The sequence below is a fragment of the Microbacterium sp. MYb45 genome (assembly GCF_002979655.1).
In the GTDB taxonomy this organism is placed as follows: Bacteria; Actinomycetota; Actinomycetes; order Actinomycetales; family Microbacteriaceae; genus Microbacterium.
Map to the genome: position 1 here is coordinate 61,820 of NZ_PCPG01000010.1, position 13,706 is coordinate 75,525.

Here is a 13,706-nt window from a genome sequence, read left to right on the forward strand (position 1 = left end):
GCGACGCACCCGAGAACATTCCCGGAGCCCGCCGTTATCGGACCGTTGACCGCGACGGTAGGTGATTCGGGGATCGCGCACTACGCTCAAATGCGTCGTCCATCCCTGCGGTTCATACCCGATGCCGCAGTGACAGCACTCACAGTGGAGGTTGCGTGGGACCCACAACAATCGCCGTGCAGCGAAGGCGCCCCTGGGCCGTCATCTGCCTCGGTATCCTCATGGCGCTCATGGCGTTCCTGTTCCTGCCCCCCTCATCGGCCTCGGCTGAGACGACGGACGACGGGCAAGAGGTCACGGACTTCTACTTCGCCGGTGTCGTCACCAATGCGGATGAGCCGGTCGAAGGCGTCGTCATGTCCATCGAGGGCAACGGCTTCGAAGCCGAGACGGAGACCGACGCCGAAGGCAAGTGGCGCCTCTACGTGCCGGAGATGGAGACGTACACCCTCACGGTGGACGAGTCCACGCTGCCGAAGGGCGTCATCGTCGACGCGACCCAGCTCCCCGAGGGCATCCAGCCCGTCTCGGGGACCACCGCGTCGTTCGAGCTCGAATTCGGCCTCACCGGCACCAAGATCGTCAACTTCTTCCTCGGAGCGGGCGAGCGGGTCACCGTGTCGTTCCTCGATCAACTCCTGTCGCGCATCGTCGGCGGCCTGAACTTCGGGCTCCTCCTCGGACTCGCCTCCATGGGCGCCGCGCTCATCTACGGCACCACCCGCCTGTCGAACTTCGCCCACGGCGAGATGGTCACCTGGGGCGCGGTCGTCGCGCTGCTCTGCACGACGTTCTGGCACCTGCCCCTCTGGCTCGGCATCATCGCCGCCGTCATCGGCGGAGCCGCGCTCGGGTGGGCTCTGGATGCCGGGATCTGGAAACCCCTGCGGCGAAGAGGCCTCGGGGTGGTCCAGCTCATGATCGTGAGCATCGGGCTCTCCCTCGCGCTCCGGTACGGCATGCAGTACTTCATCGGCGGCAACACTTACCAGCTTCCGGGAGCGAGCCCCGAGCCCATCCGCCTCGGACCCATCTCGCTGTCGTACATCGACATGATCGCGATGGGGACGAGCATCGTCGTGATCCTCGGTGTCGCGTTCTTCCTCACCAGGACCCGCACCGGAAAGGCGACCAGGGCCATCTCGGACAACCCGCAGCTGGCCGCGGCATCCGGCATCGACGTCGACAAGGTCATCCGCACGGTGTGGATCCTCGCGGGCGCTCTCGCCGCGATCTCCGGCATCCTGTGGGCGTACTTCCGCCCCGGTGTGAAGTGGGACATGGGTATGCAGATGCTGCTGCTGATGTTCTGCGCGATCACCCTCGGCGGCCTCGGCTCCGCGATCGGCGCCCTGATCGGCTCGATCATCGTCGGTCTCGCCGTCGAGGTGTCGACCCTGCTGGGTGTGCCGTCCGACCTCAAGTACGCCACGGCACTCGTCGCGCTGATCATCATTCTGCTGGTGCGACCGCAAGGCATCCTCGGACGCAAGGAAAGGTTGGGCTGACGCATGGACTTCGGAAGCATCTTCGGCAACACCGCCTCCTATCTCTTCAGCCCGACGACGATCGCCTACGCCCTGGCGGCGACCGGCCTCGCCGTGCACTTCGGCTACACCGGCCTGCTCAACTTCGGCATGGCCGCGTTCATGGCCATCGGCGGCTACGGCTACGCGATCTCCATCCTGACCTTCGGGTTCCCGTGGTGGGCGGGCGTCCTCGTCGGCATGCTGGGCGGCGCGGCATTCGCTCTGATCCTGGGTATCCCGACCCTGCGTCTTCGTGCTGACTACCTCGCCATCGCGACCATCGCCGCCGCCGAGGTGGTGCGGCTCATGTTCGTCACCGAGCTCTTCAAGGACTGGACGAACTCCGCCGGCGGACTCTCCGGGTACCACCAGAGCTTCCGCGACTCGAATCCCTTCCCACCGGGCACCTACGGCTTCGGCCCGTGGACCTACAACGCGACCGATCTGTGGGTGCGGGTCGTCGGACTGATCGCCCTCGTGATCGCCGTGCTCGTGGTCTGGGCGCTCATGCGCAGCCCATGGGGTCGGGTGCTCAAGGGCATCCGTGAGGACGAGGATGCGGTGCGCTCGCTCGGCAAGAACGTCTTCGCCTACAAGATGCAGGCGCTCGTGGTCGGTGGTGTGATCGGCGCCGTCGGCGGCATCGTCTTCATCCTGCCGTCCGCGGTGATCCCCGGCAGCTACTCCACGTCGCTGACGTTCTTCCTGTGGACGATCCTCCTGCTCGGCGGCGCGGCCACCGTGCTCGGCCCGACGCTCGGCGCGGTGCTGTTCTGGGTGGTATTCGCCTTCCTCGGTGCGCTCCTCCCTGCCATGGCGAACGCCGGCTACCTGCCCATGTCCGGCGCACAGGCCGACGTCGTGCGGTACATCGTGATCGGCGTCGTGCTGATGCTGATCGTCATTTTCCGCCCGCAGGGCATCCTCGGAAACAAGAGGGAGATGACCTTTGTCAAGTAATGACGACGCGGTGGTCACGCCCGCGAAGAGCACGCCCCGCGCCAAGACCGGGGGCCTGGCCGCCGGTCCCGCCGCGCCCGGCGTCAAGAAGGTCGACCCGATCCTCATCGTCGATGCGGTGGAGCGCCGGTTCGGCGGTCTCACCGCGGTCGATGTCGACCACCTGGAGATCCCGCGCGGAGCCATCACGGCGCTGATCGGCCCGAACGGCGCCGGCAAGACGACCCTGTTCAACCTGCTGTGCGGCTTCGACAAGCCGAACGCCGGCACCTGGTCGTTCGACGGGAAGAACCTCTCCGGCATCCCCTCGTTCAAGGTGGCGCGGATGGGACAGGTGCGCACCTTCCAGCTCACGAAGTCGCTGTCGCTGCTGACCGTGCTCGAGAACATGAAGCTCGGCGCGAAGGACCAGCGCGGCGAGGGCTTCTGGGCGGGGCTGTTCCCCTTCCTCTGGCGCAAGCAGGATCAGGAGATCGAGGCACGGGCGCACGAGCTGCTCACCCGCTTCAAGCTCGACGCCAAGGAGCAGGACTTCGCCGCATCACTCTCGGGCGGTCAGCGCAAGCTCCTCGAGATGGCCCGCGCGCTCATGAGCGATCCGACCCTGGTGATGCTCGACGAGCCCATGGCCGGCGTGAACCCCGCGCTCACACAGTCGCTGCTGGAGCACATCCTCGACCTCAAGGATCTGGGGATGACGGTGCTGTTCGTCGAGCACGACATGCACATGGTCCGCCACATCGCCGACTGGGTGGTCGTGATGGCCGAGGGCCGTGTCGTCGCCGAGGGCCCGCCCGACCAGGTCATGGAGGATCCGGCCGTCGTGGACGCCTACCTGGGCGCACACCAGGACGTCGACCTCGGGGCCGTCACCGGTCGTCTTCCGGTGATCTCGGAAGAGGACGCGATCCGGATCCGGGAGCAGATCGAGACCGAGGTCGAGGCCGAAGTCGAGGCCGAAGACGTCGAGGAGGAGAAGGCATGACCGACGCACCCGCCCCCACGCCCGCGCCAGCTCCCGCGGAGCGCAACGAGATCAAGAACGACGACGTGATCGTCGAGCTGACCGATGTGCACGCCGGATACCTGCCCGGGGTGAACATCCTCAACGGCGCGAACCTCGTGGCCCACAAAGGTGAGCTGATCGGCATCATCGGCCCGAACGGCGCCGGCAAGTCGACGCTGCTCAAGGCGATCTTCGGCATGGTCGAGATCCGCTCGGGCGATGTCACGGTGAAGGGCGAGAGCATCGTCGGGCTCAAGGCCGACAAGCTCGTGCGCCGTGGCGTGGCCTTCGTGCCGCAGACGAACAACGTGTTCCCGTCGCTCACGATCCAGGAGAACCTGGAGATGGGGCTGTACCAGAACCCCAAGATCTTCGCCGAGCGCCTGGAGTTCGTCAGCAGCATCTTCGGCGAGTTGGGCAAGCGCCTGAAGCAGCGCGCAGGGTCGCTCTCGGGCGGCGAGCGACAGATGGTCGCCATGTCGCGGGCGCTGATGATGGATCCGTCGGTGCTGCTGCTCGACGAGCCGTCGGCTGGCCTCTCCCCCGTGCGTCAGGACGATGCCTTCATCCGCGTCTCCGACATCAACAAGGCGGGCGTGACGACGATCATGGTCGAGCAGAACGCGCGCCGCTGCCTGCAGATCTGCGACCGCGGCTATGTGCTCGATCAGGGTAAGGACGCCTACGAGGGCACCGGGCGCGAGCTGCTGAACGACCCCAAGGTCATCGGCCTCTACCTCGGCACGCTCGGCACCGACGCCGCCTGAGCGCGTCACGCGGGAGGGGGATGCCACGCGGCATCCCCCTCCTGCGTGCATGGCGGGCATCCGTCGCCTCTCGGCGCGAGCGTCCGTCGGGAGTTCGTGCATCCGTCGGGTCCTCGCCCGGCGTTTCTCCCGACATCCGTGCGAGCTCCCGACGGATGAACCGGGACGGGACGGGGCGGGGACGACGAAGGCCCCGGATGCTGAGCATCCGGGGCCTCGTCTGTGCGCTTACTTGAGGCGCGTGGTGGTGTTGTCGGCGCCGAACTCGTAGACGCCGATCGCGGCGCCCTTCGGGTCGTTGTTCTCGTCGAACGTGATCTCGCCGGAGAGGCCGTCGTAGTCCGCCGTGCCGCCGCCGTTGATGATGTCGGCGCACTCGGCGTACGTGGTGCACTTCTCGCCCTCGTCGCCACCGCCGGACACGGTGCCCATCTGCTCGGCCATGTCGGCGCCCTCGACGGAGCCGGCAGCCAGAGCCGACAGCGCCATGAGGATGACGGCGTCGTAGGCCTCAGCCGAGTAGGTCACGGCGTCGATCGGGTCGTTGCCGTCGGCGGTCCAGACCTCGTTGAGCTGGTCGAGGAAGTCCTGCGGCAGCTCAGCGCCGGCGCGGGTGCCCTTCGAGCCCTCGAGGTTGACCGAGACGTCGGTGCCCCAGTCCTTCAGGTTGCCGTCGACGAGGTACAGCGAACCCGTGTCGACGCCGGCGTTGCCGAGCAGCGGCGCGATGGTCGCGAACTGGTCGTACGAGACGACCGCGACGGCGTCGGGCTTGGCGGCCGCGATCTCGGAGACCTGAGCGTTGAACTGGCCGTCGCCCTGGTTGAACGATGCATCCGCGACGACCTCGCCGCCGGTGCCCTCGAACGTCGACTTGATGGCTTCGAACAGGCCCGTGCCGTAGGGGTCGTTCTGGTAGATGATGCCGAGGGTCTTGTGACCGTCTTCAGCGATCTGGTTGCCGAGGACCTCGCCCTGCAGGTTGTCGCTCGGTGCCGTGCGGAAGTACAGCGGGTTGATGCCCGAGAAGTCCGGCGACGTGTTCGACGGCGAGACGGTGAGGATACCCGCGCCGGCGTTGCCGTCGAGGATGAGCTTGGTGACGCTCGACGACGCGGCGCCGACCATCGCGGTGATGCCCTCGTTCTGGAGGTTGGTGATCGAGGTCTCGTACGCCTTGTTGTCGAGGTCACCCTCGTCGGCGGTGGTGAGGTCGATGGTCACGCCGGCGTCGGCCTCGTTGATCTCGTTGACAGCCAGCTGGACGCCGGCTTCCATCGGAGCGCCGAGGAAGGCGAGCGAGCCGGTCGCGGGAAGCAGCGAGCCGAGCTTGAGCGTCAGATCGACGGCCGGCTTCTCACCACCCTCGCTGGGCTCAGCGTTCGGCGTGCTGCTGCAGCCGGCGATGACGATGGCGGATGCGCTGATCAAAGCGATCCCTGCGAAGACCTTCGCGGTGCGCGAACCCTTCATTGCGTTCATGGTGCTCCCTTGCGTAACTGAACGTGGATTGTGACCACGGGCGGGTGCTCTAACACTAGGGCGTGATACCCGTCCACAGGGGGTGCAAGTATCTCGGTGCGTTAACGATCCGACACCGGGATTCCGGGCCGGAGAACCGCGGGTTCAGACGAGTTCGGGCGGGGCGACCCGGCGCCCTCGGCGGGCGGCGATCAGCAGGTCGACGACGAAGACGCCGATCGCGATCCACACGATGACGAACCCCGCCAAGCGCTCCGGCGGCATGGGCTCGTGCAGGATCGCGACGCCGATGAGGAACTGCATCACCGGGGTGATGAACTGGATCATCCCGATCACCGTGAGGTTGATCCGACGGGTTCCCGCCGCGAACAGCAGCAGGGGCACGGCCGTCGCCACACCGGCGAAGGCCAGCAGCACCGCGTGCACCCAGCCGTTGCCGCCCATCGTGATGCCGGCGGGAGTCGTCGCGACCACGATCAGCTGCACGACGGCGATCGGGATCAGCCAGAACGATTCGAGGGTGAGACCGCTGACGGCGTCCACCGCCGGACCGATCTTCTTCTTGATGAGCCCGTAGACACCGAACGACGCGGTCAACGAGAGCGCGATCCACGGGAAGGCGCGGTAGGCCACGATGATCACGACGACCGCGATCGCGGCGATGGCGATCGCGGCCCACTGCAGCCTGCGGATGCGCTCTTTCAAGACGAAGACGCCCAGCAGCACGGTGGTGATGGGGTTGATGAAGTAGCCCAGACTCGTCTCGACCACGTTGTCGCTGAGGGTTCCGATGAGGAACACCTGCCAGTTGATGTAGATCAGGAGGCCGGCGAGCGCGGTCCAGCCCAGCAGTTTCGGCTGCCGCAGGATCACACCGAACGGCGCCCAGCCGCGCGTGACCGTGAGCAGCAGGATGCAGAAGACGAACGACAGCAGCACCCGCCACGCGACGACCTCCCATGGACCGGTCGGCACCAGGAGGAGGAAGTAGAGCGGGAGCACGCCCCAGAGGAGGTAAGCGGCTCCGGCGTAGGCGACTCCGGCGGTCTGCGTTGCGCGGGTCGTCTCGGGGGTCACCGCACAACACTATGCCCGCGTCGGAGGCCCGGAGAGCGGCGGCCCGTCGCCGCGCGGAGATCGGCAGGAATCGGATGCCTGATGGCGGGATGCAGAAGGGGGCTCGGATGCCGAAGCATCCGAGCCCCCTTCGAGGACCTGGGCACCACCTCTTCGAGAGGGGCGGAACCCGGTTCCGCAGATCAGCGGACGACGACCGCCAGGACGTCGCGAGCGGACAGGACGAGGTACTCGTCTGCGCCGAACTTGACCTCGGTGCCGCCGTACTTGCTGTACAGGACACGGTCGCCGACAGCGACGTCGATCGGAACGCGGTTGCCGTTGTCGTCGATGCGGCCGGGGCCGACGGCCACGACCTCGCCCTCCTGGGGCTTCTCCTTGGCGGTGTCGGGGATGACCAGGCCACTCGCGGTGGTCTGCTCGGCCTCGACCTGCTGGATGACGATGCGGTCTTCGAGCGGCTTGATGGAAACCGACACGGTCTACCTCTTCTTTCTTGACACTGACACGAAAGACTTGTTCGCACTCTCAACCCGAGAGTGCTAATCCAGTCTATGCGCTGGGCTGGCACTCATGCAATGCGAGTGCCAACGCACGCCGTGATTCAGTGATGCGAGCGGGAATTAGGCTGAGGACGTGGAGATGTCCGAGCTGCGTGCCCTGCTGACCCCCGCCGGTCTCGAACTGCTCGACACGGTCGGGACGATCGGGTCGACCGCCGACGTCGCCCGCGCCGTGTCACGGCTGCGTGCCGCCGGGCACTCCCCCGAGCTGGTCTCGGCGGTGGTCGGCCAGGCGCACCTGCGGTCCAAGGCGTCGGCGAAGTTCGGCCCCTTCGCCGCGCGGATGCTGTTCACCCGAGCCGGGCTCGAGCAGGCGACGCGGCTCGGTGTGGCCGCACGACACGCCCAGCGGATGCGCAGCGCGGGGTTCACCACCGTTGCCGACCTCGGCTGCGGGATCGGCGGCGACGCCCTCGCGTTCGCCGGAGCCGGACTCGATGTGCTCGCCGTCGATGCCGACGAGGTCACCGCCGCCATCGCGGCCTACAACCTCGCGCCCTTCGGAGAGGGCGCGGTGGTTCGGCACAGCACGGCGGAAGACGCCTTCGAGGGCGCGGAGGCTTCGAACGCACGCGCGATCTGGATGGATCCCGCCCGGCGCACCTCCGGGCACAGTGAGACCCGCCGCGTCTCTGCAGACGACTACTCCCCCTCGCTGGACTGGGCGTTCGACGTCGCCGCGCGCGTGCCGACGGGCATCAAGCTCGGCCCCGCACACGACCGCGACGCCCTTCCCGCCGACGCCGAGGCGCAGTGGGTGAGCGCCGACGGCAGCGTCGTCGAGCTCGTCGTTTGGAGCGGCGCCCTCGCCCGAGAAGGCGTGCGACGTTCGGCGCTCGTGATCCGCGGCGACCGATCGCACGAGATGACCGCACCGGCCGACGTGGCCGATGAGCCCGTGCGCGAGCTCGGCGCCTTCGTGCACGAGCCGGACGGCGCCGTGATCCGCGCCCGCCTGATCGGCGATGTGGCCCGGAGCCTCGATGCCGGGATGCTCGACGAGCACATCGCCTATCTCACCTCGGATGCCGCGCTGACGAGCCCGTTCGTGCAGTCGTTCCGCGTGCGCGAGACCCTGCCCGCCAACCCCAAGGCGATCAACGCCGCTCTCAAGGCGCACGGCGTCGGTCGCATCGAGATCAAGAAGCGCGGTGTCGACATCGACCCTGCGGCGTTCCGGAAGAAGCTCACGCTGCGCGGTGATCAGGAGGCCACGCTGATCCTCGCGCGTATCGGCGATCAGCGGCGGGCGATCCTCGCCGATCGGGTTCCGGCCGCGAGCTGATCGCGACCCGCCCCGCCGGGGTCAGCCGTCGTCGCCCGGGTCCTGGAGCTCGATCCGCCCGCCCGGCGACAGCTGGATCATCAAGGGGTCATCCACCGCATCGGACACCTCGTCCACGCCATCGGGCGCTGCGGAGTCGACGGAGACAGTCAGGTACGGCGTCTGCTGGTTCGTGAACTGCAGGTCCAACGCCGCGGTCGCGACCCGCGCACCCGAGGGGTCGACGGTCTCGAGTTTCACAGTGAGGCCCTCCGCGAACGCGGTCTCGAAGCCCTTGCAGACGACCGGCCCGGCGGCATCCACGATCAGGCACCGCTCGGTGGCGCCCTGTTCCGACAGCCGATCCCCCAGCCACACCGGCGCGTCCCGGAAGACACCGACGAGCGAGAGACCGAGCTCGAACCCCTCCGTCGTCAGCGATTCCGCCCGGTCGCGCACGTCTTCGGGGAACTGGGCCAGGAGCGAATCGACCCCGCCCCACCGTTGGATCGCGACCAGCGGCTCCCCCGCTGTCGAGAGGAGCATCGTGGCCTGGATGATGTCGGAGCCCGTCTCCCCCGGGAGCGACAATGACGCCGACAGTCCGCGCTCCGACTCCTCCGCGGCGAGACAGTTCGTCTGCGACTGCACGCCGACGTCGAGGACCAGGCAGGCGGCCGATCCCTCGTCCTTCGTCGCGTACCAGACGAGGGCATCACCATCCTGCGCGACCGCGCGGACCGAACCGGGATCGAACGCCTCGGTGACCAGCTCTCCGAGGCGCTGCTGCTGCTCCGCCGTCAGCGGGATGCCGCCGGCTCGCGGCGCGAACAGCCCCCAGCCGATGCCGACGCCGAGCGCGAGCAGGACGGCGGACACGGCGACCAGCGTCGCCACCACCTGCCGGCGCATCGAGCCTCGAGCCGGGGTCGGGGGCGTCGGCTGCGGCGTCGGCGATGCCTGCGCATCCGGAGCACGCTGCGTGAGCGCTGCGGAGGGAACCTCGGCCGCGTCAGAGGCCGTGTTCGCCGCGAACGCTTCGTCGACGGGCCCGATCGCCACCTCTGTCTGGTCCCGCCTCATGGATCCGCCGCCGCCGTCGGTACCGTGGCCGGCCTCCGACCGCTCCGGGGACGCGGCCGCGGCGTGCGAGCGACGCGAATCCTCGAGCGCGCGCAGCCGCTGCGATTCCGTTGCGGTCAGCAGCCCTCCTCGGCCGTAGGCCTTCCGCTGCAGTGCCCGTAGCTCTTCGGCCTCAGTCTCCGACGGCACCCGAGGCATCTCCCTCCCGGGTGATGGTGAGATACCCGGGCCCCCGATTCGACATCATCTCCAGGTGCGTCACGCCGCCCGTCTCCGTGTCGACGACGTTGAGCACGAGGCTTGAGGCCTGCTCCTGCATGGTCTGCGGGTCGGCGCAGGTGACCGGAGCCTCATCGGTCGATCCGTCGTAGATGAGGCACTGGTTCTGCGACTCGGTCTGCGCGGCCGTCCAGATCGGCACGTCGCCGTCGTAGCCGACGACCCAGAGCGAGCCGGCGTCGAAGCCGTTCTCCGCCAACCGGGCCGCCGTCTCCGATTCGGCCTCGTTCGCGTAGGTGATGCCGCTCTCCGTCGGGTCGTAGTCGTAGACGCTCACCGCGACAGCGGGTTCGCCCGATGCGGTGAACAGCATCTGCGCGCTGACCTCGCGCTGCAGGCCCTTGTGACCCTTGACCGAGATCGAGCCGTAGATCCCGGTTTCGGCGATCATCTCCGTACGGTCACAGGACGGAACCGTCGCCTCACCCGTGCCGAGGATCAGGCAGGTGCGCTCCTTCGTGTCCTTCGTCGCCGTCCAGATGACCACGTCCTCCTCGACGCTGAGCGCGCGGATCGAACCGGGATCGTACACGCCGGCCGCGACGAGATCGTTCTGCCATCCCTCCTGGTCGGCGGTCAGCTCCACCGCCGCGGCTGCGGATCGGCCGAACGCGAGCCAGCCGACCCCCACCCCGATCGCGAGCACCGCGACGGCCACCAGAGCGACCGGCCGCCAGCGCGTGCGGAGCAGCGAGAACAGGGAGCGCCAGGACGACGATGCGGGCGAGAGGGCGTCGACCGCGTCGTCTGCCGCGTCTTCCCCCGCGGACACTCGGCCCTCGTCGGCGGGCGCGGCTTCGGAGACGGCGACCGCGGTATCGGGCTCGGCGGCGGCGCTCCGCTCCACTTCGCCCGGGTGTGCGGCGGGGGCAGCCTCGGCGACCGGTGCGAGCCTGAGGTCCTCCAGCTCGCGGAGGCGTTCGGCTTCGGCCGATGTCAGCGAGGAATCGCGACCATACGCCCGCGCCTGCAGGGAACGCAGCTCCTCCGACTCCTCCGGCTCGAGCATCCGGTCAGCCGAGCTTTTCGAACTGCATGCCTGCCCAGACCAACCAGCCCAGGCTGTACGCGGTCGCGCAGAGGCCCAGCACGAGCGCCCACAGCGCGATGGAACGGCTCTCGAGCGGACGACGCAGCGACATGATCGCGGCGATCACCGCGACGACCGCGACGGGGATCCCCCAGCCGACGAAGAACGATGCTCCGAGGGCGACGATCGCGGCGAGCAGGGCCCACGGCGCGAGGCGGGTGTCGTCGATCGGGATGGCCCCGGTCGTCGGCTCCCACTCCGCCTCGCCTGGGGCATCGATGTCGGGCCCGCTCACCACCACGGGCTCGATGCCGACGGGGCCGGTGGGCAGTTTCGTGTAGCCCTCGCGACGGGCGCCGGGAAGCCGCGGCGCCGCCCCGGGATGCTGCTCGACCTCGTCACTGGCGCGTTCGACGCGCGCCGGCGGAGTCCGGGGGGTCTTCGCGTCGGACGAGCCGGAGACGTCGCTCATGCGGGCACCGCCTCGGCGATCTGGATCTCGGTGACCGGAAGGGTGGAGTCCGCCCCGAACGCCAGAGTCGAGGGGCGCCGCCCCGAGGAGATCAGCTCGGCGGCCAGCGCGGCGATCATCGCGCCGTTGTCGGTGCACAGCGAGAGGGGCGGGATGCGCACCGTGACTCCCGCCTCATCGGCACGCCGGAGGGCGACCTCGCGCAGCCGACGGTTCGCGATCACGCCGCCGCCCAGCAGCAGGCGCGGCACCCCGAGGTCGGCGCAGGCCGCGAGTGCCTTGGTCACCAGCACGTCGACGACCGCCTCGCGGAAGCTCGCGGCGACATCGGCCACGGGCACCTCGACCCCGTCGGCCTCGCAGCGCTCGACCCACCGGGCCACCGCGGTCTTCAGCCCCGAGAACGAGAAGTCGTACCGATGCTTCGCCAGATCCGATGCGCGGGAGAGACCGCGCGGGAACCGGATCGCGTCCGGGTCGCCGTCGGCCGCCGCCCGGTCGATCTCGGGACCGCCGGGGTACGGCAGCGAAAGGAGCCGGGCGACCTTGTCGAAGGCTTCGCCAGCCGCGTCGTCCATCGTCTCGCCGAGCAGCTCGACGTCGGTGGTGAGGTCGCGGACGTGCAGCAGCGAGGTGTGACCACCGGAGACGAGCAGCGCGATGGTCGGGTACTCGAGCGGCGCGGAATCGGCCGTGAGGATGTCGGCGGCGATGTGGCCGACGAGGTGGTTGACGGCGTACAGCGGCTTGTCGATCGAGACGGCCAGGCCCTTGGCGGCGCCCACTCCGACCATGAGCGCGCCCGCGAGGCCGGGGCCGCTCGTGACGGCGACCGCATCGAGGTCGTCGAGACGCACCCCTGCTTCGGCGAGTGCCGCATCGATGGCGGGCTGAAGCGCCTCGAGGTGCGCCCGCGCGGCGACCTCGGGCACGACGCCGCCGTATCGGGCGTGCTCGTCCATGCTCGACGCGATGGTGTTGGAGAGCAGGGTGCGCCCGCGGACGATGCCGATCCCGGTCTCGTCGCAGCTCGTCTCGATGCCGAGGACCAGAGGTCCGCTCATGCCTTCGCCTCCTCGGTCGTGTCGTGCGATGCCGGGTGGCGGCGCAGTTCCAGACGCATCACGATCGCGTCCACGTCGTCCGGCTGATAGTAGCGGGGGCGACGGCCGATCTCCTCGAACCCCTCCGCGAGGTACAGGCCTTCCGCCGCGGGGTTGTCGGCCCTGACCTCGAGGAACACCTCACGGGCACCGCGCTCGGCCGCGGCGGCCAGGAGAGCACGCAGGAGCGCGCGGCCCCGACCCTGCCCGCGGTGCTCGGCGAGGAGCGCGATGGTCTGGATGTCGGCGTCGGCACTGCCACGCAGCGCGCGCACGCCGCCGTAGCCGATGACCGCGCCGTCGTGGTCGTCGACGAGGTAGCGGCCGTGGATGCTCGCGAGCTCGGCGGCCATCGTCTCGCGGCTCCACGCGTCGGTCGGGAAGGACCGCTCCTCGATCGCCATGATCGCGTCGAGGTCGTCCGCGGTGGCGTCGCGGAGGGTCATGAGCCGACCTTCTTCGGTGCACCGGGCACCGTCACGTCGGGGTGGCGCATGTAGAGCGGCTCGTCACCCGTGAGCGTGCGACCGGCTGCCAGGGCGCGTGCTCCGACGCGCGCCAGGTCCGCCGCCGACAGGGTGGCGACATCGATGCGGCGGATGCCGTCGAGGTGCGCGTCGGCGTCGGCCGCACGCACGAGGACGGTGTCGGCGACGATGTGCGGGATCCCGTCGGCATCGAGCCCGTCGAAGACGGTGATCGCGACCTCGCGTCGGCGGGCATCGGTGACGATCGCGAACGGCTGCGACTCGGTCTCGAGCGCGGTGAGAGCGGCGGCGAGATGGCTGGGGACCGGGACGACCGGGATGCCGCGCCCGAGGGCGAAGGTGCGGGCCGCGGCGATGCCGATGCGGAGCCCGGTGAAGGGTCCGGGGCCCATGCCGGCGATGACATGCGTCACCTCGCCGTCACCCGCATCGCTGAGCGCCGCGACGAGCAGGTCGCCGATCACCTCGGCGTGGCCCAGCGGGTCGGTGGCGGCGGCTTCGGCGCGTCGCGCCCCGTCGGCATCGATGAGGGCGACAGCGGTGCCCAGGGAGGTGTCGACGGCAAGGATCACGTCTCCAGGGTAGCCGTGGTCGCGCTGTGAG

The 13,706-nt window shown here is 69.1% G+C and carries 14 protein-coding genes; 5 read left to right on the plus strand and 9 right to left on the minus strand.

Annotated features, from left to right (window positions below):
• The first annotated feature begins 155 nt into the window (after window positions 1-155).
• From CQ034_RS14650 to CQ034_RS14665, 4 genes are read left to right on the plus strand one after another with little or no spacing between them, the layout of a single operon-like run.
• Window positions 156-1,508 carry a branched-chain amino acid ABC transporter permease gene (locus CQ034_RS14650; RefSeq protein ID WP_029262246.1) on the plus strand — a complete coding sequence of 451 codons (1,353 nt, stop codon included), beginning with the start codon at window positions 156-158 and terminating at the stop codon, window positions 1,506-1,508.
• A 3-nt stretch (window positions 1,509-1,511) separates the two neighbouring features.
• Window positions 1,512-2,489, plus strand: coding sequence for a branched-chain amino acid ABC transporter permease (locus CQ034_RS14655; RefSeq protein ID WP_029262245.1), 978 nt, complete (start codon window positions 1,512-1,514; stop codon window positions 2,487-2,489).
• The gene (locus tag CQ034_RS14660) at window positions 2,479-3,474 is read left to right on the plus strand and encodes an ABC transporter ATP-binding protein (RefSeq protein WP_181156332.1); all 996 of its coding nucleotides are present in this window, start codon (window positions 2,479-2,481) and stop codon (window positions 3,472-3,474) included. Before CQ034_RS14655 ends, CQ034_RS14660 begins: the two co-directional genes overlap by 11 nt.
• Window positions 3,471-4,262 carry an ABC transporter ATP-binding protein gene (locus CQ034_RS14665; RefSeq protein WP_258134223.1) on the plus strand — a complete coding sequence of 264 codons (792 nt, stop codon included), beginning with the start codon at window positions 3,471-3,473 and terminating at the stop codon, window positions 4,260-4,262. The genes CQ034_RS14660 and CQ034_RS14665 overlap by 4 nt, the downstream gene beginning before the upstream one ends.
• Window positions 4,263-4,490: 228 nt before the next feature.
• On the opposite strand, the gene CQ034_RS14670 is transcribed toward CQ034_RS14665, so the two are convergent.
• The 3 genes from CQ034_RS14670 to groES all read right to left on the minus strand — a co-directional run bounded on the left by CQ034_RS14670 (window position 4,491) and on the right by groES (window position 7,300).
• The gene (locus tag CQ034_RS14670) at window positions 4,491-5,744 is read right to left on the minus strand and encodes an ABC transporter substrate-binding protein (RefSeq protein WP_029262242.1); all 1,254 of its coding nucleotides are present in this window, start codon (window positions 5,742-5,744) and stop codon (window positions 4,491-4,493) included.
• A gap of 144 nt (window positions 5,745-5,888) precedes the next feature.
• Window positions 5,889-6,821 carry an EamA family transporter RarD gene (gene rarD, locus CQ034_RS14675; RefSeq protein ID WP_105711617.1) on the minus strand — a complete coding sequence of 311 codons (933 nt, stop codon included), beginning with the start codon at window positions 6,819-6,821 and terminating at the stop codon, window positions 5,889-5,891.
• Between the two features lie 182 nt (window positions 6,822-7,003).
• Window positions 7,004-7,300, minus strand: coding sequence for a co-chaperone GroES (gene groES / locus CQ034_RS14680; RefSeq protein WP_028502311.1), 297 nt, complete (start codon window positions 7,298-7,300; stop codon window positions 7,004-7,006).
• 163 nt (window positions 7,301-7,463) lie between these two features.
• Between groES and CQ034_RS14685 the strand changes: the two genes are divergently transcribed.
• Window positions 7,464-8,669: an SAM-dependent methyltransferase gene (locus CQ034_RS14685; RefSeq protein ID WP_374956819.1), complete on the plus strand. Its 1,206-nt coding sequence runs from the start codon at window positions 7,464-7,466 to the stop codon at window positions 8,667-8,669.
• A 21-nt stretch (window positions 8,670-8,690) separates the two neighbouring features.
• Here CQ034_RS14685 and CQ034_RS14690 read toward each other — a convergent pair whose 3' ends face one another.
• Genes CQ034_RS14690 through tsaB form a run of 6 tightly spaced genes read right to left on the minus strand, consistent with a single transcriptional unit; the run spans window position 8,691 to window position 13,675 of the window.
• Entirely contained in the window at window positions 8,691-9,920 is a 1,230-nt protein-coding gene (locus CQ034_RS14690; RefSeq protein WP_105711619.1) for a hypothetical protein, read from the minus strand.
• Window positions 9,904-11,019: a hypothetical protein gene (locus tag CQ034_RS14695; protein WP_105711620.1), complete on the minus strand. Its 1,116-nt coding sequence runs from the start codon at window positions 11,017-11,019 to the stop codon at window positions 9,904-9,906. Before CQ034_RS14695 ends, CQ034_RS14690 begins: the two co-directional genes overlap by 17 nt.
• Window positions 11,020-11,023: 4 nt before the next feature.
• Window positions 11,024-11,512 carry a hypothetical protein gene (locus CQ034_RS14700; protein ID WP_105711621.1) on the minus strand — a complete coding sequence of 163 codons (489 nt, stop codon included), beginning with the start codon at window positions 11,510-11,512 and terminating at the stop codon, window positions 11,024-11,026.
• On the minus strand, window positions 11,509-12,576 hold the full coding sequence (tsaD, locus tag CQ034_RS14705; protein WP_105711622.1) for a tRNA (adenosine(37)-N6)-threonylcarbamoyltransferase complex transferase subunit TsaD: 1,068 nt from the start codon (window positions 12,574-12,576) through the stop codon (window positions 11,509-11,511). The genes CQ034_RS14700 and tsaD overlap by 4 nt, the downstream gene beginning before the upstream one ends.
• Complete coding sequence (rimI, locus tag CQ034_RS14710; protein ID WP_105711623.1) at window positions 12,573-13,061, minus strand: ribosomal protein S18-alanine N-acetyltransferase; 489 nt, start codon at window positions 13,059-13,061, stop codon at window positions 12,573-12,575. The genes tsaD and rimI overlap by 4 nt, the downstream gene beginning before the upstream one ends.
• A complete protein-coding gene (gene tsaB / locus CQ034_RS14715; protein ID WP_105711624.1) occupies window positions 13,058-13,675 on the minus strand; it encodes a tRNA (adenosine(37)-N6)-threonylcarbamoyltransferase complex dimerization subunit type 1 TsaB in 618 nt (205 codons plus the stop codon). Before tsaB ends, rimI begins: the two co-directional genes overlap by 4 nt.
• Window positions 13,676-13,706: the final 31 nt, after the last annotated feature.

Excerpts from the sequence above, each read along its gene's own strand:
- tsaD (WP_105711622.1), bottom strand. The coding sequence starts at position 12,576 with ATGAGCGGACCTCTGGTCCTCGGCATCGAGACGAGCTGCGACGAGACC.
- CQ034_RS14665 (WP_258134223.1), top strand. The coding sequence starts at position 3,471 with ATGACCGACGCACCCGCCCCCACGCCCGCGCCAGCTCCCGCGGAGCGC.
- CQ034_RS14655 (WP_029262245.1), top strand. The coding sequence starts at position 1,512 with ATGGACTTCGGAAGCATCTTCGGCAACACCGCCTCCTATCTCTTCAGC.
- CQ034_RS14700 (WP_105711621.1), bottom strand. The coding sequence starts at position 11,512 with ATGAGCGACGTCTCCGGCTCGTCCGACGCGAAGACCCCCCGGACTCCG.
- CQ034_RS14670 (WP_029262242.1), bottom strand. The coding sequence starts at position 5,744 with ATGAACGCAATGAAGGGTTCGCGCACCGCGAAGGTCTTCGCAGGGATC.
- CQ034_RS14695 (WP_105711620.1), bottom strand. The coding sequence starts at position 11,019 with ATGCTCGAGCCGGAGGAGTCGGAGGAGCTGCGTTCCCTGCAGGCGCGG.
- CQ034_RS14685 (WP_374956819.1), top strand. The coding sequence starts at position 7,464 with ATGTCCGAGCTGCGTGCCCTGCTGACCCCCGCCGGTCTCGAACTGCTC.
- rimI (WP_105711623.1), bottom strand. The coding sequence starts at position 13,061 with ATGACCCTCCGCGACGCCACCGCGGACGACCTCGACGCGATCATGGCG.